Here is a 20,520-nt window from a genome sequence, read left to right as displayed (position 1 = left end):
ATATTTATTTTGAATATACTAATCTCAACTAGCCTTATGTTCAAGTCTTAGCTTATCCGCAACCATTGCGATGAACTCGGAATTCGTAGGTTTTGCTTTTGACATGGATACAGTATAACCAAATAAGGACGAAATAGAATCAATATTCCCACGGCTCCAAGCTACTTCAATTGCGTGACGGATTGCGCGCTCGACACGGCTTGCTGTTGTATTATATTTCTTTGCAATATCTGGATATAATACTTTCGTAATAGATCCTAGTAATTCGATATCATTGTACACCATAGAGATTGCTTCTCGTAAGTACATGTACCCTTTAATATGAGCGGGTACACCAATTTCATGAATGATACTTGTAATACTCGCATCTAAGTTTTTCGGTTTTCCATCGATCGTTGTTGCTGATCGGAAAGATGGTAATGGACGTTTAATAGTAGCACTTTCCTTACCACTAACTTGACGAATATGACTTGTTAAATTCTCCATATCAAATGGTTTTAATATGAAATATGATGCCCCTAAATCAACCGCTTTTTTCGTCACATCTTCTTGTCCGAATGCTGTCAACATAATAACGCTAGGTTGTCTTAACCTTTCAATATGTCGCATTTTCTCTAGCACAGCCAGACCATCTAAATGTGGCATAATAATGTCTAAAACGAGTATATCAGGCTGCTTTTCTTTCAATAAGTTTAAACATTCTTGACCATTGTAAGCAATTCCGATAACTTCCATATCATCTTGGGCAGCAACATAACTCTCTAGCATCGATACCAATTCTTTATTATCATCCACAAGACATACTTTAATTTTCTCCACAGTTTTTCCTCCCTTACCGAATCGATTCTTCCGACATGTGTAAGCTTCTAGGCTACATGAATTGTTCGACAATTGTGTGAAAATTCCCTTTAAAGTTTCTTACTTTCCGATAAAATCACAAAAAAATATGTTTATCGTTCATTTTTTTACTTTCGCAACACATTCCATCATAGAATTACAGCGAAACGTTCAACCCTTTGCTTATATCTTACAACAAAAAACAGCTCTTGCGGAGCTTTTACAAAATTTCAACGAATTTTTCAAAAGAAAAGCGAGCTAATATGTATTAGCTCGCTTTTTTCTCTTGATCATAAATATTAATTCCAGCCTCATGTAACATCCATTCAATATGAACACCGTATCCTGACGTTGGATCATTTACAAATACATGTGTAACCGCACCAATTACTTTCCCATTTTGTACAATCGGACTTCCACTCATTCCTTGTACAATACCACCCGTTTTTGCTAGTAAACGTTTATCTGTCACTTTTATAACCATACCTTTTGTAGCCGGGAACTTTTGTGGTACCGTACTAACAACTTCAATATCAAACGCTTCCACCTTATCTTGATCAATAACTGTTAATATTTTCGCTGGCCCTTCTTTTACTTGATGGGATAATGCGATAGGCATTGCTTTATCCATTATGCCGTTTGTCATATCTGTGTTTAATTTCCCAAAAATACCATACGGGCTATTTATTGTAATATTACCAATCACTTCACGATCCGGTGAAAATCTTGCTAATTTTTCTCCCGGGTTCCCGTGACTTCCTCTTTCAATAGACGTTACTGTCGAACGCATAATTTGTCCATCTTCTACTTGAATTGGCTTTTTTGTATCATTATCGGAAATCACATGACCAAGCGCTCCATATTTCATGGAATCTGGATGTACAAATGTCATCGTTCCGATACCAGCTGCTGAATCACGAATATACAGTCCAATTCGGTAAGAGGATTCACCATTGTCTTTTTGTGGTGTTAGCTTAGCACGAATATATTTTCCATCTCTTAATAAAACAAGATTAAGCGGTTCACCTGTTTCTCCACTATTATGAATAAATGGTGCTACATCACTCATTCTTTCAATTGTTTTACCATTGATTTCAGTAATCATATCTCCAATCTGTACACCAGCTGTTTCACCAGGAGATACTTTACCCTTTTCAGTTTGAATTAAATGATGGCCTACAACAAGTACACCTTTTGTGTTCAATTTTACACCAATCGATTGTCCACCTGGAATAACTTTAAAATCTTTTAATACTTTCACATTTACTTTTTTCACTGGAAAACCAGCAAGTTGAAACACCATATCAGCTTCACCATTTTGGTGAGAATTTACCATAAGTTCTTGTTCATTTGAACTTACAGTAAACACATTACGATTTGTAGATGCAGCCTTAAAAACTGGTAATGATGCTATTTCTGATTGTTGTCCTTCAAAAACAACAAGTTGCTTCGGAGATGAAATAAACGTTCGAAGCGGTTTAAAACATCCAATAAAAACTAGAGAAACAAGGAGACAAAGACCTATTATTTTTCGAAATCTTTCTAATTTCAATTTGTTCACTCTCCTCGCTCCTACCCCACATTCAGCCTCTTGGCTTCACTTTTTAATCTCTCCTTGCAGCGCTTTATTTATAACCGGAAGAATTAAGAAATCGTCATTTGAGAAAAAAAAGCTATCCATTACTGGATAGCCTCTGCTGTCTGTTTGAAATGATGCGCTTGCGTAAGTAACTCTTTCGCATGCTCTGTCGTTAAATCTGTAATTTCAACACCAGAAATCATTCGAGCAATTTCTGTTACTTTTTCATCCGTACTTAACACAGTAACCGATGTAATCGTACGATCATTCGCCACTTGTTTTCTAATAAATAAATGAGAGTCCGCCATTGAAGCTACTTGAGGTAAGTGCGTAATACAAAGTACTTGCGAGTTTACTGATACACGATAAATTTTTTCCGCAATAGCCTGTGCAACCCGACCACTCACACCCGTATCCACTTCATCAAAAATAACAGATGCAACACCTTGATGCTTAGAAAAAATGCTTTTTAAAGCTAAAATAATACGAGATAACTCTCCGCCAGAAGCGACCTTTGAAAGTGGCTTTAACGGTTCACCCGGATTCGTTGAAATATAAAATTCCACATGATCGTAGCCATCCGCCGTAAGTTTTACCGGTGTTCCTTCCACGAGAGGTTCTTCTACATTTCCTACCCTCTTCATAATTCTCACTTCAAATTTCGTTTTTTCCATATATAGTTCTTTTAATTCTTGATGAATAGCGCTTGTAAGATGATCTGCAAGCTCATGACGCATAGTACTTAACAACGTTGCTTCTTTTACAATAACACCTTCTAATTTCGTTAACTGCTTTCTCGTCGTTTCAATATGCACGTCTTTATTTTCAATCGTAAAAATTTCTTGTTCAATTTTATCAGCATACGCTAAAATCTCTTCTACAGTATTTCCATACTTTCTCTTTAACATACGGATTTCATTCAAACGTGTTTCAATTTCATCTAGACGTTTCGGATCATATTCCATCATATCTAATTTTTCTCTAAGCTGGTATGCAACTTCTTCTAATAAGTAATAACTATTCGCAATAGAATCATGATTTTCTTGATACGCTTCATCTAAGTGCGTAATACTCTCCATTTGTCCCATTGCATTTCTTACGTGATCCAATCCCTGTCCGTCTCCACTTAACGAACGATACGCATCTCCTAATGCTTTATAAATCTTTTCAAAATTGGAGATTTTTAATCGTTCCTCAGTCAATTCATATTCTTCATCCATTTTTAAATCCGCCTTACGAATTTCTTCATGTTGGAATTGAATTAAATCTAGACGATGGGCCATTTGTTGTTCATTTTCACTTAAAGATTTCAGCTGTTTTTTTAACTTCTCATAGTCTGTATATACATTTTGATATATGCCCAATTGTTTAACAATGCGATTTCCATCAAAATGATCAAGCATAAACATATGACGCTCTTCATTCATTAAATCTTGTGTTTCATGCTGTCCATGAATATCAACTAGCGTTTTTCCAATCTCTTTTAATATGCTGAGTGTAACAAGTTTCCCATTTACACGACAAACACTTTTTCCGTTCGCAGCGATGTCACGCTTCAAAATAATCATGCCATCTTCTATTTCTATATCTAACTCTTCTGCCTTTGCGATACATGGATGTTTGTCATCTTCTACATAGAATAAGCCTTCTATCTCAGCCTTTTCTGTTCCATATCGAACAAATTCTGCTGAACCACGGCCACCAACAAGCAAACTAATTGCATCAATAATAATGGATTTTCCAGCTCCTGTTTCACCACTTAAAACGGTTAAACCTTTTTGAAAAGAAATATTTAATGCCTCAATAATAGCAAAGTTTCTGATCGATAATTCCGATAACAATGCCCCATTCACCTCGTTATAAACTAATCCCCTATTAAGGGCTTTTCTCAGTATTCTTCATTCAAATAGTTATACTATATGTTTGTATGTATAAATTACTCTTCTAACCCGCTCCATTGTACCAAACATTCGTTTTACGGGTCAATCCACCTATTTTCTAACTTCATTCAAAAAAAATAATGTATTGTATTTAAAAATCCGTATTTTTCGCCAATAAAAATATCTTGTTTACTTTCCACTTTACAGAGGAAAGTAAACAAGATTTTTCTGTTAAAGCATATTTAAGAAACGATCAGAGACAACACCTGTATCTTCAGGTGTACGGCAAATAATTAAGCAAGTATCATCACCACAAATGGTTCCGACGATCTCATCCCACTCTAAATGATCAATGAGTGCCCCAAGTGAATGAGCGTTACCAGGCAATGTTTTTAGCACAAGCATATGTCCTGCCGTGTCTAATTTTACAAATGAATCCACTAGATTTCGTTTTAATTTTTGCAACGGATTAAATCGTTGATCTGCTGGCAAGCTATATTTATAGCGGCCATCATGTAATGGCACCTTCACTAAGTGCAGTTCTTTAATATCGCGCGATACTGTTGCTTGCGTTACATTAAACCCCACATTACGTAAAATATCAACTAGCTCATCTTGTGTTTCAATTTCTTTGTTAGCAATAATTTCCCTGATTTTAATATGGCGCTGACCTTTATTCATACATTTGCACCTCACACTATCTCTTACCATAGTTTAAACATTGGTATACTTCATTTATTTATGTTACCGTATAATCCATTACTTGTACACAATTGTTTTTACAATCATTATACGATTACAACAAAAAGAGGAACAACATATGTTATTCCCCTTTCCCTTTTTGTTTTAGAACATCATGTGCTTCTGTAACAACTTGCTCAATAGAAACCGGAGAATGATTTTCGCCATTCTCACGCTCACCGTGCCACTTTAGATGAATTAAAAATTCAATATTTCCATCCCCGCCTGTAATTGGTGAGAATGTTAAACCTTCGATATTATAGCCTTCCTTAAGAGCAAAATCGACAATCATTTCCACGACAGCTTCATGTACTTTTCTATCACGAACAATGCCTTTTCTCCCGACTTGTTCTCGTCCAGCTTCAAACTGAGGTTTAATCAATGCAGCTACATCACCATTTGGCATAAGCATTGTTTTTAAAACCGGCAATATAAGCCTTAATGATATAAATGAAACATCAATACTTGCAAACTGCGGTAAACCACGCTCTAAATCTGCCGGTGTCACGTAACGGAAGTTCGTTCGTTCCATCACAACAACACGCTCATCTTGACGCAATTTCCACGCAAGTTGATTATATCCTACATCTAATGCGTAGGATAACTTCGCCCCATTTTGAAGCGCACAGTCTGTAAAACCACCAGTTGATGAACCAATATCTATCATAACCTTATCTTGTAAATCAAGTTGAAATGTTTCTAATGCCTTTTCAAGCTTATAACCACCACGGCTTACATACGGCATGACTTGCCCTTTCACCGTAATCTCCGTATCTTGTGAGATTTTCTCCCCTGGCTTATCGAGTCTCATTTCATTCGCATATACAAGACCTGCCATAACAGCACGTTTAGCCTTCTCACGCGTTTCTATAAGTCCTCGCTCTACTAATAGTACATCTACTCTTTCTTTTTTTACGCTCATTTGTTACGCCCTTTTTTGTTTTGATGGAATCATTGTATGAATACGGTCTACAACAGCATCTGTTGTTAAACCAATTTCTTCTAACAGTTTTGTTACACTACCATGCTCTATGAAGCGATCAGGAATACCCATTCGTTCAATTAAAGCACTATGGTATCCGTTCTCAGAAGCAAATTCAACTACTCCCGTTCCAAAGCCACCGATTAAACAAGCCTCTTCAATCGTTAAAATCGGTATATTTTTCCCTAAAAGCTCATGTAAATATGCTTCGTCCATCGGCTTAATAAAGCGAGCATTCACTACTTTCACTGATACTCCAGCTTGTTCAAGACGCTCAGCTGCTTCCATTGCCATCGGGATTGTCGTACCAAACGTTAAAATTGCTGCTTGTGTGCCTTCTTTTAACGTTTCCCATGTACCGATTGGAATCGCCTTTAATTCTTCATCCATTTGAACGCCAAGTCCATTTCCGCGTGCATAACGTAAAGCAATCGGTCCATCTTCGTATTGCATCGCTGTATATACTAAATGTTGACCTTCATTTTCATCTTTCGGCATCATAAGCACCATATTCGGCAAGTGACGTAAAAACGCGATGTCAAATACACCTTGATGCGTTTCACCGTCTGCTCCTACTAATCCAGAGCGATCTATTCCAATGAAAACATTTAAATTCTGGCGACAAATATCATGAACAACTTGGTCATATGCTCTTTGTAAAAATGTTGAATAAATTGCTAGGAACGGCTTCATCCCTTGTGTTGCCATACCAGCTGCCATTGTTGTAGCATGCTGCTCTGCAATACCTACATCAATCATGCGATCCGGAAATTCTTTTTGGAATTTCTCAAGTTTCGATCCAACAGGCATTGCAGGCGTAATTGCAACGATACGTTCATCCGTTCTCGCTAGCTTAAGCACTGTTTCACTAACAACAGCACTCCATGCTGGTGCAACTTCTTTCGGTTTAACGAAGTCACCTGACTCAATTTTATACGATCCTGTTCCATGCCAAGTTCCAATAACGTCACTTTCAGCTGGTTTATAACCTTTTCCTTTTTTCGTAATAACATGAACAAGTACTGGGCCTTTTGTTTTCTTTGCATATTGCAACGTTTCGAATAACTTTTCATAATCATGCCCATCGACCGGACCTAAATATGTAAAGCCTAATTCTTCAAAAAAGACGCCTGATACTAGTAAATATTTTAGACTATCTTTTATTTTCTCTGCTGTCGCAGCAACTTTCCCGCCGACTGCTGGGATTTTCTTCAATATATACTCTAGTTCATCTTTTACCCAATGGTACTTCCCTGCGGTACGTAAACGACCAAGCACATTATGAAGTGCACCGACGTTTGGTGCAATTGACATTTCATTGTCATTCAAAATAACAATCATGTCCGTTTTTTCATGCCCAATGTGGTTCAATGCCTCTAAAGCCATTCCGCCTGTTAATGCACCATCGCCAATGATTGGTATAACGTATTCTTCCGTTTTCTTTAAATCACGTGCTAGAGCCATTCCCATTGCAGCAGATAACGACGTTGAACTATGACCAGTTTCCCAAACATCATGCTCACTCTCGCAGCGTTTTGGAAAACCACATAGACCTTGGTATTGCCTTAATGTGCCGAATTCTTTCGCACGCCCTGTTAAAATTTTATGTACATAGGATTGATGTCCTACGTCCCATAAAAACTTATCTTTCGGACTATCAAATAATTTATGCAGAGCAATTGTGAGTTCTACTACACCTAAATTAGGTGCAATATGTCCACCTGTTTGAGAGAGCTCTTCAATTAAAAACTTACGAATATCCTCACTCAACCCCTCTAGTTCACTGATAGACATATCTTTCAAAAAACTAGGGTTTTGAATTTGCGTTAGATCCACATGGATCACTCACTTTCATTTCATAATCTGTCAACATGTCAAATATTATAAGAAACATTTACACAACACAAGAAATTATCTTTTCTATTCTTTTTATCTTGTCCTGCTTTCAGAAAACACTTCCATTTTTTCACTTATCATATTATACATCATATTTCTTTACGTGATGAAAAAAATAGCCGCTAACACGAAGTGATAACGGCAATGTAATCTACATATATTTTTGCCAATAACAAGAAAAGAAAAACCTTTCCTACATTTATATCATAAAATGATGAATGACTCAACAAATGGAAACGCTGTTATATTAGTTATTACGTTTTGCGATTAAATCACAAATAGATAGTAAATATTCATCTTGTAATTGTAAGGAGCTAATAGAATCTTTTGCTTTTGCAATTTTCTCCTCTAAAATAGATTTTGCTCTATCTACAGTAAATAACGTCGTATATGTGCTCTTCTCGTTGGAAGCATCACTACCAATCGGTTTTCCAATCTCTTCTTCTGTTCCTTCTACATCCAAAATATCATCTCTAATTTGGAAAGCTAGACCGATATATTTCGCAAATGCAAGTAACTTCTCTTCTTGCTCTTCTGTAGCATCAGAAAGTATCGCTCCTGCAAGTACAGCAAACTCAAGCAGTTTACCTGTCTTATGATTATGAATGTACTCTAATTCATTAATTGTAAGTCGTTTTCCTTCAGCTTCCATATCTGCCACTTGTCCAGCAGCCATTCCTTCAGGTCCTGCTGCTTTCGCAAGCTCAAGTACAAGTCTTACTTTTTTTTCAGCAGAGATTTCTTTTTGCTCATATGCCATAATAACTTGAAAAGCATATGTCAACAAACCATCTCCCGCTAAAACTGCCATTGCTTCACCAAATACTTTATGATTTGTAGGCTTTCCTCGTCTTAGATCATCATCATCCATACAAGGTAAATCATCATGAATTAACGAATATGTATGAATCATTTCAAGGGCACAAGCTGCCCCCACTCCAAGATTTCTTTCTTTCCCAAACGCTTGTAACGTTGCAAATAAAAGTAACGGGCGGAGACGTTTCCCACCCGCTTCCAAAGAATATGCCATCGCTTCACGAAGCACATTTGGACATTGTAATTCATTTGCATAGCTTACAAGCTTTTCTTCTACGAAAGTTTTACTCTCTTTCAAAAAAGCATCAAAAGCTATATGTGTCACTATGCCTCATCTCCTAAAGCAGTAAACGGTTTAAGCTCTCCATCTTCCCCAAGGATAACTGCCATTTGTTCTTGTACATCTTTCAATTTCTCATCACAAAGCTTAGATAATTCCATGCCTTCCTTAAAATAAGAAATTGCTTCCTCTAAAGGTACATCACCTTGTTCAAGCTTAGAAACGAGATGCTCAAGCTGCGAAATTGCTTCTTCAAAGCTTAACTTATTTTCCATTATTCAATTCACGCTCCTCTATGCTTGATACGCTACAATCTAGTATTCCATCTTGTAATTGAACCGAAACAGCATCTCCAAGGCTAACATCTTTCACGCTTTTTAATACTTGTTTCTCTTCATCGTATACAAGCCCATACCCTCTCATCATTACTTTAAGCGGGCTTAATACCTCAAGCTTTTGAGCCGCTCTCACAAATACGAACTCCTTCGTTTGAAGTAATGTTTGCATTTCACGTTGCAACTGCTTTTGCAACGTTTCAATTGCCGTTTTCGTTTGTATAATTTTTTGAGATGGGTGGTGCTTTTCTAAATAAAATGAAAGTTGCTTTAATTGATTTACTTTTTTATCTATATAACGCTCTTTCGCTAAAACAAGTTGTTCAAGAGCCCTGTCTAACTGCTCTTCTTTTTGCTCGTACACTTGCCTTGGATAACGGAACGCATAAGATTTTTGTAACACTTGCAGTTTTTCTTCTTTTTTATGTACTCTCTCTCTCATTGCTCTTTGCAATCTCAGAGTTCTTTGTAATACCTTTTCTTGTAACTCTATAGTATTAGGTACCGCCAACTCAGCTGCTGCAGTCGGTGTTGGTGCACGTAAATCCGCGACAAAATCTGCGATTGTAAAATCTGTTTCATGGCCTACAGCCGAAATAATCGGAATCTCACTTGTGAAAATTTCTCTTGCAACTACTTCCTCATTAAAGGCCCATAATTCTTCAATAGAGCCTCCACCACGTCCAACAATTAAAACATCAATATCTCCCATTTCATTCGCTGTACGAATTGCTTGTACAATCGAGGGAGCTGCTGACTCCCCTTGTACAAGTACAGGAAACACAATAACATTTCCAATTGGATATCGACGTTTAATTGTTGTTATAATATCGCGAATTGCTGCTCCTGTTGGCGACGTGATTACACCTATTGTTTTAGCATACGGAGGAATTATTTTTTTATAAACTTGAGAAAACAAGCCCTCTTCCTCTAAACGAACTTTTAATTGCTCATAAGCTAAATGCAAGTTTCCAATTCCGTCAGGCTGCATGTCTTGAATATAAATTTGATAAGAACCACTCGCCTCATAAACAGAAATCTTTCCTTTTACAAGTACTTTCATTCCATTTTCCGGTCTGAATTTAATGTTACGATTATGACCCGCAAACATAACCGCTGCAATTCTTGCATTTTCATCTTTCAATGTAAAATACATATGACCACGACTATGATATTTAAAGTTGGAAATTTCTCCTTTTAACCAAACAGACTGTAAATGCGGATCATACTCTATTTTTGTTTTAATATAGCGTGTTAATGCTGTAACGGTTAAATATTGTTTCTCCATTTCTCTCTCCTCATAGCCGATTCAAATTATTGACAAACAACACCTGCACGCTTTGCAGACTCCACAGTGTTGTGAAGAAGCATTGTAATAGTCATTGGGCCGACTCCTTTTGGCACAGGCGTAATGTAACCTGCAACGTCTAATACATTGTCAAAATCAACATCACCACAAAGTTTGCCTGTTTCTAAACGGTTAACACCAACATCAATTACAACCGCACCCTCTTTAATATAGTCAGCTGTTACCATTTTCGGTCGTCCAACGGCTACGATTAAAATATCAGCTAACTTCGATAATTCTTTTATATTTTGCGTCTTAGAATGACAATATGTGACAGTAGCATTTTCATTTAAAAACAGTTGCCCCACTGGTTTACCAACAATATTACTTCTTCCAATTACAACAACATGCTTTCCAGAAATATCAAGATTCGTTTCTTTTACTAATTCTAAAATGCCATGCGGTGTACATGGAAGGAATGTGTCTTGTCCCGTCATCATACGTCCTACGCTGATTGGGTGAAATCCATCTACATCCTTTTCCGGTGAAATTCTTTCAATGATAGCTTTTTCTTCAATATGTTTTGGTAAAGGTAATTGTACCAATATGCCATTAATGCGGTCGTCTCCATTTAAGCGATCGATTTCAGCAAGCAAACGCTCCTCAGTAATCGTTTCAGGAAGTTCAATTAGCTCTGAATAGATTCCTACTTGCTCACAGCCTTTTTCTTTTCCTTTTACATAAGAACGAGATGCTGGATCTTCTCCAACTAAAATAACTGCTAATCCTGGTACAATCCCTTGCTCTTTTAACTTCACAACTTTTTCTTTTAATTGTGCTCGTTTTTTCTCCGCAACTTCATTTCCTTTGATGATTACTGCTACCATTTTAAGTTTCCCCCTTAAAGAAATTACAGTGTATCTTTTATATTAGATAAAACGCCGTTAATAAAACGACGAGATTCCTCATCCCCAAATGTTTTTGCGATTTCAATTGCTTCGTTAATTGTTACATTGTGCGGAATTTCTTCCATGTATTTCATCTCACACACAGCTACACGTAAAATACTGCGATCAACAATACTAATACGCTCAAGCTTCCACTTTTTTAAATTTTGACGAATTGCTGCGTCAATCTCTTCTTTGTTGTCTACAAATCCTACAACAAGTGATTCTAGAAACTCATTTGTTTCTTCGCCTTCATCTAGCGTATTTTCCACCGCTACTTTCGGTTCTAATTCACCTGTAATATCCATTTGGTATAATGCTTGCATTGCTCTTTCTCTAGCCGTCCTACGTTTCATTGTAACTCTCCTTTATACTTCAAGTCTTTCCTTATGTTTTGTTATATTATTATAATTTATAAGCCGTCAATTCACTTACTCTTGCAGTTTTCATTGATTTTCCAACCTTATAATACAATGATAATAACACAATTTATCGTTTCACACACGGGGTACAAGGCTGAAAAATAATAAAAAGATTAACTTCAAGTTCCATATCTTATCACAATGTACGTTTTTTGGAAAAATGAAACATACCGTTTTATTTTTCTTTTTTTTTGAAATAGTATAATAATTAGAGGGTTTTAATTTGTGAAGAAATGAAACGATAAAAAAGATGCCTATTTTACTAGGCACCTTTTTCCACTCTTACACTGGTTCGATTTCTGTTTTTTGTGTTTCGAATGTTACGCCAACGATGTGAACGTTCACTTCTTTTGGCTCAAGTCCTGTCATTGTAAAGAGTGCTTGGCGAATATTGTCTTGAATTTTTTGTGCAACAACCGGAATCGCTACACCAAAATACATCACAACATAAAGGTCAACAATAATATCTTCGTTTGCTAATTCAACCTTTACACCTTTACCATGATTTTTCTTACCTAACTTCTCAACAACATCTGTAGCAAAATTACCACGCATTGCCGCTACACCTTCTACTTCAGCAGCTGCAATACCTGCAATTACTTCGATTACTTCTGGTGCAATTTCTACTTTTCCAAGAGTTGTATCTTGACCCATATCTAACATATGTTCAGCCATGAAAAAAACCTCCTTTAATGTATCACTGCGTCACAAGTTCATGCTCTTCCAAAAATTTCGTGTTAAACTCACCTTTTACAAAATCAGGATGCTCTAGCAATTGCAAATGGAACGGGATTGTTGTATGTACGCCTTCAATGACAAACTCACTGAGCGCTCGCTTCATTTTTGCAATTGCCTCTTCACGTGTTTTTCCGTGAACAATTAATTTAGCAACCATCGAATCATAGAAAGGTGGTATTGAATATCCCGGATATACAGCTGAATCGACGCGAATACCAAATCCGCCTGGTGGTAAGTACATTTCTACTTTACCTGGAGATGGCATAAATTTTTTGGCAGGGTTTTCCGCATTAATTCGACATTCCATTGCCCAACCATTAAATTGTACTTCTTCTTGCTGTAACGATAACTTTTCTCCAGAAGCAACAAGAATTTGTTCTTTAATTAAATCCATCCCTGTTACCATTTCAGTAACTGGATGTTCAACTTGGATTCTCGTATTCATCTCCATGAAATAAAAGCTTTTCGTTTTATATTCATAAATAAACTCAACCGTACCAGCACCTGTATAATCAACCGCTACCGCCGCTTTAACTGCTGCCTCACCCATTTGCTTGCGAATATTCTCATCAAGTGCAGGTGATGGACTTTCTTCTAATAATTTTTGCAGACGGCGCTGAATTGTACAATCACGCTCTCCTAAATGAATGGCATTTCCATGTGTATCTGCCATTATTTGAATCTCAACATGGCGGAAATCTTCAACGTACTTCTCCAAGTATACACCAGGGTTCCCAAAAGCGGTACTGGCTTCTTGCTGTGTAATTTGAATTCCTTTTACAAGCTCTTCTTCATGGCGCGCAACACGAATACCTTTTCCGCCGCCACCTGCAGTCGCTTTAATGATAACTGGATATCCAAGTTGATTAGCAAGCTCGATCGCTTCTTCGGTATTTTTAATAATCCCTTGTGAACCTGGTACAATCGGAACCCCTGCTTCTTTCATTGTATCACGTGCAACGTCTTTTGTGCCCATCTTTGAAATGGCTTCTGGGCTTGGACCGATAAAAATCAAGTTACACTCACGGCATAATTCTGCAAAATCTGCATTCTCTGCTAAAAATCCATATCCCGGATGAATTGCATCACAACCTGTTAATTTCGCAACACTAATAATGTTCGTCAAATTTAAATAGCTTTCTTTTGAAATCGTTGGTCCAACACAATACGCTTCATCTGCAATTTGCACATGAAGTGACTCTTTGTCTGCTTCTGAATAAATTGCAACTGTTTCAATATCCATTTCTTTACAAGCACGAATAATTCGTACAGCAATTTCCCCACGATTGGCTATTAATACTTTTTTTATCATCACAAAGACTCCCTTATTACGCTTTTACAAGAAATAGCGGTTGTCCATACTCAACAAGCTGTCCGTTATTAACAAGAATTTCAACAATTTCGCCCTCTACATCTGCGTCAATTTCGTTAAATAATTTCATAGCCTCAACAATACATACGATAGAATCTTTCGATACTCTGTCCCCAACACTTACATATTGAGGTGTATCAGGCGAAGAAGAGGAATAAAATGTCCCTACCATCGGTGATGTGATTTTATGTAGGTTTTCATTTTGAACAGCTGTCTTCTCTTCTTGTTTTGGCGCTTCTACTTGCGCTGCCGCTACTGCTGTTTCTACTTCAACAGATGCTGCTGGTTGTACTACCTGTTTCGTTACCGGTGCTTGCACAGCAACAACTTCATTACCACGTTTTTTCATTTTGATTGCTGTACCGTCTTTTTTGTATTCAAATTCATCAATATTAGAGCTATCAATTAATTTAATTAATTCACGAACTTCTTGAATTTTAAACATGTAAAATCCACTCCCATACTCTTGTTTGTCCCGTTTTTACAGATTGGCATCAAACTGATTTACTGTAAAAATACGATGTATTCTATTAGAAAATTTATTCCTATGACATTTACTAATAGAAATATTTACTATTCCCATCTTACGCTAAATTTTTTAAACATTCCAATTTATATTTCTTTATTATAAATCGAAACTCCTGTAAAAATATTATTCCGCCAAAAAATTATTACCTAGTAATAATACCAAGTTTCACACAAAATTGGCAAGACCACTTCCTAAAAAACATTCTTTACTTTTTCAAAACTGCAAAGTGTAAAAACGTAATTCCCTCAGCATTCTTCATTTTATCTACGGTAAAAAAACATATTTTTACCAAATATTATTTTTTGTTTACGCGCCGTTCATTCTTCCTTCATAAAAGAATAGTATGTTCAAAGTGTAGCAAATTTATTGTAGTGAGGTGCGGACATATGATATGGCTCATCCTGTTCTTGCCTGCCGTAGTGATTTGGACATTGGTCCTCTTCATTCACGTCAAATCTGGAAAAACTAATCACCATCATCACGAACCATTAATCTTTTACTCACAGCGTATTTCCCCGTTTCCAATTGAAAATACTAAATACAACTGCAAAGATGAAATAGAAAAAAGCTATCGAAAACGATAGCTTTTTTCTATTATTCTTTTATCTAATTTGAAGCAGCAACACCTATTATAATTTCAATTTATTTTACTGATGGATCAAATTTCACACCTACATCTTTTGAACCACCTTCACTTCTTACGAGCTGAATAATTTTATTCGCTTCTTTTTGTGAATGCTTTGCCGATTTAACTGTTACTTTAATGTCCGTTCCATCAGCTCTTACAAGAGCATCCTTATATCCGCCTTGAGATTTAATCACTGTCTCAAGTAATTGTTGCTTCGTTTCCATCGTAGTGATTGCATCAAGATTATCTTTCGCTTTACTCTTTTCTTCTGCTGAAGATTTTGATGACTTCATTACATTTTGTAACTTTTCTTTCTCTACACTACGCTGATCTTCCATTTGCATACGTAGCGCTGTAAAATTCTCATCGCTTGATTGAACTGTTACGCTAGCCTCTTTTTTACTTGTTTCTTTTTTGTCATTCTCTTTTTTGTCTGTTTCTTTATTTGTAGTTTCCTTGCTTGTATTTTCTTTTGTTGTCTCTTTATTTGTAGTTTCTTTCGTTGTTTCTTTTGTAACTGCTTTATCAACACCTTGCTTTTCTTGTCCCATCTTTTCACCCGTTGCCGGTGCTGCTGTATTCATTTTATCAGGAGTTGTTACGTAATAAACAGATAGTACAACCACTAAACTTAACATCGTTAATAGCCAAACCGTTTGTTTTTTTAACACTTTATTTCCTCCCTATCAATTTTTCGGTGATACTGAAACGCGATGAGCTGGTACATCTAATAATCGCGTCACAGCTTCTTTTACCATTGCTTTTATTTGTATATTATCCACTCCCTTTGCTACGACCAGAACACCTCGTACTTTCGGTTTCTCTGTTCGCAAAACAATTGGAGTTTCTTTATCACCTTCACGTATAATGACTGTCTTTTCATCAAGAGACTCGTCTTCTACTTCCCTTTTCCCGCCTGCTTTATCAGTTTCACCTGTCGTTTGTGAACGTTTTACTGTATTTTTCTCGAGTATTTTTTCTTCAGATGAATCTAAGTTCACTTTAATAGTTACATCTTTTACTCCGGCTATCTCTTCTAAAGAAGCTTTCAATTCTTGTTCATACGCTTTTTCGTATTTTTCTACATTTGACATATTATCATTGTTTTTTTGACCGAAAGTTGGTACATCTTTATCTTGGCTTTGACTTGTCTTTTCTTTAAACACAGGCACTTCTTCTTTTTTAGGTGATAAGAAATTACTAGAAAACATAAGCGCAATCCCAAGTATGAGTAGGACAAGCAAAAACTTAGGTGTTACCTTTTTCCCCTTCTCATTACTTTCTTTTCCATCCCCATTTAATAGGTTTCGAAAAAATGAGAACCTCGAATTTTTATCTTTATTGTCCATTTACGCTACCTGTCCTCCCTTCCATCTGAACTTGGATTTGTTTATCCTCTAGTTGCCACCTGCTTGAAAAGAAATCTTTCATTTCTACATTCGTTTCTTCTATTTTTTTTGGAGGTTCTTTCATATTAATTTCAATTGGCTTTACTGTTTCGATTGCATCATTTTTACTACGTTCTTTTTCTTTCAACGTCACAACAACAGATTGAATATCTTTCGCTGACTTTACTTCTTCTGCATGTTCCACTGCGACTATTTGTATTTCAGAGACTGTCATACCATACTTTTTCTCAAACTCTTTTCCTACGTCTTTTTTCATTTTGGTAGCCATCTCTTCTAAACTATATGCACGTGTTAGAGCTTGTATTTCTTTTTTCTTCGAATCTATCGAATTTTTTACAGATCCATCTGCTACGTACTTTTCCTCATTGAAATTTGCGATAACTTCATTTACATCTGTTTGTAACAACTTAAATAGAGGCGTTAAAATTAATACGACTAACAATAGACTTACAACGAATTTAACGTACTTTTGCAAATTTGAATTTGGAAGAATAAGATGAAGCATTGTCGCTAAGAGTAAAAAAACGATAATATTTCTAATCCACTCTGTAACAAATTGCATACTCTTCACCTCCTACCGCATCATGAGAGTAATGTTCCCGGCAGCAATAATAATTGTGATACTTAAAAAGAACATAAATGATACGATAGCTAAGCAAGCAAATACGTAAATGATACTTCGTCCAATGATATCTAAACATTGAATAATTGCTCCTCCGCCTACTGGTTGCAATACTGCTGCTGCGAATTTATAAATAAACGCGATACAAAAAATTTGAATCGCTGGGAAAGCGACAATTAAGCATAAAATAACGAGCCCGATAATTCCGACTGTGTTTTTTAATAATCCAGATGCACTAATAACAGTATCCGCCGCCTCAGTAAACATCCTTCCTACTACAGGAATGAAGTTTCCTGTTACAAATTTGGCCGTTTTCACAGCTATACCATCAGCAACGGCTGACGCTGTTCCCTGTACAGATAATACGCCTAAAAAAACCGTCAAAAAGATACCAATAATCCCAACACTAACGTTTTGCAAAAGCTTGGACAATTTCGTAACTTTATATTGATCACTCATCGTGCTTACAATACTTAATATAGTTGCAAGTAATAAAAGTGGTAGAACGATATAGTTCATAAGAAGCCCACTCGTATTCATTAAGAAAATGATAATCGGATGAAAAAACGATACAGAAACAACACCGCCGCCTGTTGCTATGAGTGCGAGTAAAATTGGTAATAACGCTAGTATGAAATCTACCATTGTTTGTATCGTCTCTCTTGCATATGTCATGACGACATAAAAACTATTTAAAGCGAAAATAATAAGTACCATGTATACGACTGCATCAGCGATTTTACTCACGCTACTCTTTGAAAAAGCAGATTGCAACGATTGCAACAATGCACTGAAAATCGTGAGCATAATGAGCGTTCCAAGTAACTTTCCATTTGCAACAAGCTCATGAAATAAATATTTTAGTAGACCTATCATCCACTCTTTTATGGAGAACTCTTTTTCTCCCTTTACAAACTCCATAAAGCTTCCTTTTTGACTCTCTGGTAAATAGCCTCCATACTTTGTAACAAGCCCGTCCCAAAATTGCTTCACATCTTCAATTCCGAGCTTATCCAATTGTTGATCAACGACGTTTGTTTCTATAGGAGAAGCTTGTACAACAATCGGTAAAGAAAAGAAAAGGAAGCAAGCAAATAATAGCTTAGCTCCAAACTTCCTCAACATTCACTCCCCCTTATCCCGTAGGTAAAAAACCGAGAATTGTTTCAATTACAACCGTCAAAATAGGAATTGCCATGACGAGAATTAAGATTTTCCCAGCTAATTCAATTTTCGAAGCGATTGCACCTTGACCAGCATCCTTTGTAATTTGCGCACCAAACTCAGCGATATAAGCAATCCCTATAATTTTCAATAACGTTTCTACATATACGTTGCTAACCTTCGCTTCACTCGCCACTCTCTCAATCATTTGTAAAATAGAATGAATTTGATCGATTAAGAGAAGAAACATCATGCTACCAATGAACACAATAAATAACGATGTAATACTAGACTTATGCTGATTTAAAACAGCAGCTAAAAATGTAGCAACGAGGCCTAATCCGACAATTTGTATAATTTCGATTCGAACCGCCTCCTTTACTGGAAGAGAAAGACACTTTTAATCTTGTCGAATAGAGTATTAATTAAAAATGCAACATGAAACAAAATAACGACAAAACCGACAAGGATAACCCAATTTGCAATATCCTCTCGCTTTAATTCTTTTAGTACAGTATGAATGAAAGCTAAAACAATGCCGATTCCGGCGATTTGAAATATTAATCCAACATCAATGGACATCGCCTTTCTCCCCCCTATAGCAGTAAAATTACGATAAGTAGCCCTGCTAGTACCCCTAAACTCTTTATCATTTTTTCATATTGTAGTTGTAATGCTTTCGCTTCTCCTTCTTCTCTCTCCAAATGTGTAATACATAAGCGAATATGTTTTTGCTGTGATTCACGATCATGTTGTCCAAGTGTTTCACCAAATTGTTGTAAGATTTCATACTCGGTTTGTTTAAACGCCGTTAACGTCCAGTTCTCCTTCAAACTATCAATCCAAGCTTCTCTAACTGTTTGCTCCCCGTCCTCTAGCCGTTTCGAAAAGCTTTGAAATATCCAATTTAACGGCTTCGGCATTTGTTTGACTAAACGCTCTGCAGCCTCAGATAACGGCGTGTGTCCATACATAATTTCAGCTTCTAATGATTGCAATGCTGCCTTCAATAACCTAAGTTGCCGCGGTCTCTCACTGTACCTTTTAGCGTATGAAAATCCGAAAAAAGTGCTAACAGCAACTATTAATACCGCACCAAATATTTTCACCATACGCCTTGAACCTTTCTATGGGATAATACTGGTTTTCCATCTCTATCTTTCACTTGCATAACTGTTCCTGGCCCTCTCGCTTTTGATAATTCCACAAACCTATCAAATACACCAAGTTCCAGCACCGCCTGTAACGATGGACGTTTCACAACGTCATCATAAGAAAATCCATGTGCACTTATAAAAAGCTGAACACCTGCATGTACCGCCTCCATAATCGCTTCACTATCTTCTTTACGTCCAATTTCATCTACGATTAATATGTCTGGGCTCATAGAACGAATCATCATCATCATTCCTTCAGCTTTTGGACAAGCGTCTAATACATCTACTCGCACGCCAAAGTCATATTGCGGGATTCCTTTCACACAACCCGCAATTTCTGATCGTTCATCAACAATCCCCACTTTACATGAAGGAATTTTCGAAGCACTTACACCTTGACTCATACAGCGTGCTACATCTCTTAAAAGTGTTGTTTTCCCCGTTTGCGGTGGGCCAATTACCATCGTGTTTAACCATCGCGATTCATAAAGATATGGCAGAAGCGGCTCAGCAATCCCTATTTTTTGACGGGCAATACGAATATTAAAAGAAGAGACATCCCGAATCATTTTCACTGCACTTTTTTCTGTAATGACTTTTCCAGCTAGGCCAATTCTATGTCCTCCTCGTAGTGTCACATATCCACGTTTCAATTCCTCTTCCATCGTATAAATTGAGAATTGGCTTAATTTATTCAATAAATGGATCGCATCTTCCGCTGTAGCGATATAGTCATAGAAAAACACTTCTCCATGTGCGATACACTCTAGTGGCCTTCCAATTCGAACGCGAATTTCCTCTAGAGTATCGTATTGTTTACAGCCTTCAACTAACTGTTTCATCGTTTTCGGTAAAACTTCTAATACTTCTTTCATAAGCTTCTCCCCACTATACTCGA

The 20,520-nt window shown here is 36.7% G+C and carries 23 protein-coding genes; 1 reads left to right on the top strand and 22 read right to left on the bottom strand.

What is annotated here, in order from left to right; genetic code table 11:
- Nucleotides 1–24 precede the first annotated feature (24 nt).
- The 14 genes from spo0A to accB form a co-directional block, all read right to left on the bottom strand.
- On the bottom strand, nucleotides 25–819 hold the full coding sequence (gene spo0A, locus B5P42_RS11785) for a sporulation transcription factor Spo0A (protein WP_002015081.1): 795 nt from the start codon (nucleotides 817–819) through the stop codon (nucleotides 25–27).
- Nucleotides 820–1,105: 286 nt separating this feature from the next.
- Nucleotides 1,106–2,398, bottom strand: a complete 1,293-nt coding sequence (spoIVB, locus tag B5P42_RS11775; protein ID WP_002015079.1) for a SpoIVB peptidase — start codon at nucleotides 2,396–2,398, stop codon at nucleotides 1,106–1,108.
- Between the two features lie 119 nt (nucleotides 2,399–2,517).
- Nucleotides 2,518–4,257 carry a DNA repair protein RecN gene (recN, locus tag B5P42_RS11770; protein ID WP_002088564.1) on the bottom strand — a complete coding sequence of 580 codons (1,740 nt, stop codon included), beginning with the start codon at nucleotides 4,255–4,257 and terminating at the stop codon, nucleotides 2,518–2,520.
- A gap of 270 nt (nucleotides 4,258–4,527) precedes the next feature.
- Complete coding sequence (gene argR, locus B5P42_RS11765; protein ID WP_002015076.1) at nucleotides 4,528–4,977, bottom strand: arginine repressor ArgR; 450 nt, start codon at nucleotides 4,975–4,977, stop codon at nucleotides 4,528–4,530.
- A 142-nt stretch (nucleotides 4,978–5,119) separates the two neighbouring features.
- A complete protein-coding gene (locus B5P42_RS11760) occupies nucleotides 5,120–5,959 on the bottom strand; it encodes a TlyA family RNA methyltransferase (RefSeq protein ID WP_088034303.1) in 840 nt (279 codons plus the stop codon).
- Between the two features lie 3 nt (nucleotides 5,960–5,962).
- On the bottom strand, nucleotides 5,963–7,855 hold the full coding sequence (gene dxs, locus B5P42_RS11755) for a 1-deoxy-D-xylulose-5-phosphate synthase (RefSeq protein WP_002088566.1): 1,893 nt from the start codon (nucleotides 7,853–7,855) through the stop codon (nucleotides 5,963–5,965).
- Nucleotides 7,856–8,162: 307 nt separating this feature from the next.
- Entirely contained in the window at nucleotides 8,163–9,056 is an 894-nt protein-coding gene (gene ispA, locus B5P42_RS11750) for a (2E,6E)-farnesyl diphosphate synthase (RefSeq protein ID WP_113734243.1), read from the bottom strand.
- The gene (gene xseB, locus B5P42_RS11745) at nucleotides 9,056–9,286 is read right to left on the bottom strand and encodes an exodeoxyribonuclease VII small subunit (RefSeq protein WP_000428422.1); all 231 of its coding nucleotides are present in this window, start codon (nucleotides 9,284–9,286) and stop codon (nucleotides 9,056–9,058) included. The genes ispA and xseB overlap by 1 nt, the downstream gene beginning before the upstream one ends.
- Entirely contained in the window at nucleotides 9,276–10,634 is a 1,359-nt protein-coding gene (gene xseA / locus B5P42_RS11740) for an exodeoxyribonuclease VII large subunit (protein ID WP_002015068.1), read from the bottom strand. The genes xseB and xseA overlap by 11 nt, the downstream gene beginning before the upstream one ends.
- A 26-nt stretch (nucleotides 10,635–10,660) precedes the next feature.
- On the bottom strand, nucleotides 10,661–11,521 hold the full coding sequence (folD, locus tag B5P42_RS11735) for a bifunctional methylenetetrahydrofolate dehydrogenase/methenyltetrahydrofolate cyclohydrolase FolD (protein ID WP_002067081.1): 861 nt from the start codon (nucleotides 11,519–11,521) through the stop codon (nucleotides 10,661–10,663).
- Nucleotides 11,522–11,544: 23 nt separating this feature from the next.
- On the bottom strand, nucleotides 11,545–11,937 hold the full coding sequence (gene nusB, locus B5P42_RS11730) for a N utilization substance protein NusB (protein ID WP_002067080.1): 393 nt from the start codon (nucleotides 11,935–11,937) through the stop codon (nucleotides 11,545–11,547).
- Between the two features lie 348 nt (nucleotides 11,938–12,285).
- On the bottom strand, nucleotides 12,286–12,678 hold the full coding sequence (locus B5P42_RS11725; RefSeq protein ID WP_000807630.1) for an Asp23/Gls24 family envelope stress response protein: 393 nt from the start codon (nucleotides 12,676–12,678) through the stop codon (nucleotides 12,286–12,288).
- A 22-nt stretch (nucleotides 12,679–12,700) separates the two neighbouring features.
- Entirely contained in the window at nucleotides 12,701–14,053 is a 1,353-nt protein-coding gene (accC, locus tag B5P42_RS11720) for an acetyl-CoA carboxylase biotin carboxylase subunit (protein ID WP_002015065.1), read from the bottom strand.
- 16 nt (nucleotides 14,054–14,069) lie between these two features.
- Nucleotides 14,070–14,558 (bottom strand): acetyl-CoA carboxylase biotin carboxyl carrier protein, encoded by a 489-nt coding sequence (gene accB, locus B5P42_RS11715; RefSeq protein WP_002192509.1) that lies wholly within the window; start codon nucleotides 14,556–14,558, stop codon nucleotides 14,070–14,072.
- A 470-nt stretch (nucleotides 14,559–15,028) separates the two neighbouring features.
- Between accB and B5P42_RS11710 the strand changes: the two genes are divergently transcribed.
- Nucleotides 15,029–15,226 carry a hypothetical protein gene (locus tag B5P42_RS11710; RefSeq protein ID WP_012261697.1) on the top strand — a complete coding sequence of 66 codons (198 nt, stop codon included), beginning with the start codon at nucleotides 15,029–15,031 and terminating at the stop codon, nucleotides 15,224–15,226.
- Between the two features lie 58 nt (nucleotides 15,227–15,284).
- Here B5P42_RS11710 and B5P42_RS11705 read toward each other — a convergent pair whose 3' ends face one another.
- The 8 genes from B5P42_RS11705 to spoIIIAA are packed head-to-tail and all read right to left on the bottom strand — an operon-like array spanning nucleotide 15,285 to nucleotide 20,497.
- On the bottom strand, nucleotides 15,285–15,941 hold the full coding sequence (locus tag B5P42_RS11705; RefSeq protein ID WP_002015062.1) for a SpoIIIAH-like family protein: 657 nt from the start codon (nucleotides 15,939–15,941) through the stop codon (nucleotides 15,285–15,287).
- A 15-nt stretch (nucleotides 15,942–15,956) separates the two neighbouring features.
- Nucleotides 15,957–16,619, bottom strand: coding sequence for a stage III sporulation protein AG (gene spoIIIAG, locus B5P42_RS11700; RefSeq protein ID WP_002088572.1), 663 nt, complete (start codon nucleotides 16,617–16,619; stop codon nucleotides 15,957–15,959).
- The gene (gene spoIIIAF / locus B5P42_RS11695; protein WP_002015059.1) at nucleotides 16,609–17,241 is read right to left on the bottom strand and encodes a stage III sporulation protein AF; all 633 of its coding nucleotides are present in this window, start codon (nucleotides 17,239–17,241) and stop codon (nucleotides 16,609–16,611) included. Before spoIIIAF ends, spoIIIAG begins: the two co-directional genes overlap by 11 nt.
- Before the next feature lie 12 nt (nucleotides 17,242–17,253).
- Entirely contained in the window at nucleotides 17,254–18,426 is a 1,173-nt protein-coding gene (spoIIIAE, locus tag B5P42_RS11690; protein WP_002033983.1) for a stage III sporulation protein AE, read from the bottom strand.
- A 10-nt stretch (nucleotides 18,427–18,436) separates the two neighbouring features.
- Complete coding sequence (gene spoIIIAD, locus B5P42_RS11685; protein ID WP_078172833.1) at nucleotides 18,437–18,820, bottom strand: stage III sporulation protein AD; 384 nt, start codon at nucleotides 18,818–18,820, stop codon at nucleotides 18,437–18,439.
- Between the two features lie 23 nt (nucleotides 18,821–18,843).
- A complete protein-coding gene (spoIIIAC, locus tag B5P42_RS11680; protein ID WP_000020914.1) occupies nucleotides 18,844–19,047 on the bottom strand; it encodes a stage III sporulation protein AC in 204 nt (67 codons plus the stop codon).
- A 14-nt stretch (nucleotides 19,048–19,061) separates the two neighbouring features.
- The gene (gene spoIIIAB, locus B5P42_RS11675) at nucleotides 19,062–19,577 is read right to left on the bottom strand and encodes a stage III sporulation protein SpoIIIAB (protein ID WP_002088574.1); all 516 of its coding nucleotides are present in this window, start codon (nucleotides 19,575–19,577) and stop codon (nucleotides 19,062–19,064) included.
- A complete protein-coding gene (gene spoIIIAA / locus B5P42_RS11670; RefSeq protein ID WP_002088576.1) occupies nucleotides 19,571–20,497 on the bottom strand; it encodes a stage III sporulation protein AA in 927 nt (308 codons plus the stop codon). The genes spoIIIAB and spoIIIAA overlap by 7 nt, the downstream gene beginning before the upstream one ends.
- Nucleotides 20,498–20,520: the final 23 nt, after the last annotated feature.

The sequence above is a fragment of the Bacillus sp. SRB_331 genome (genome assembly GCF_003264175.1).
Classification (GTDB): domain Bacteria; phylum Bacillota; class Bacilli; order Bacillales; family Bacillaceae_G; genus Bacillus_A; species Bacillus_A mycoides.
This window is presented reverse-complemented; position numbering and strand designations above follow the sequence as displayed.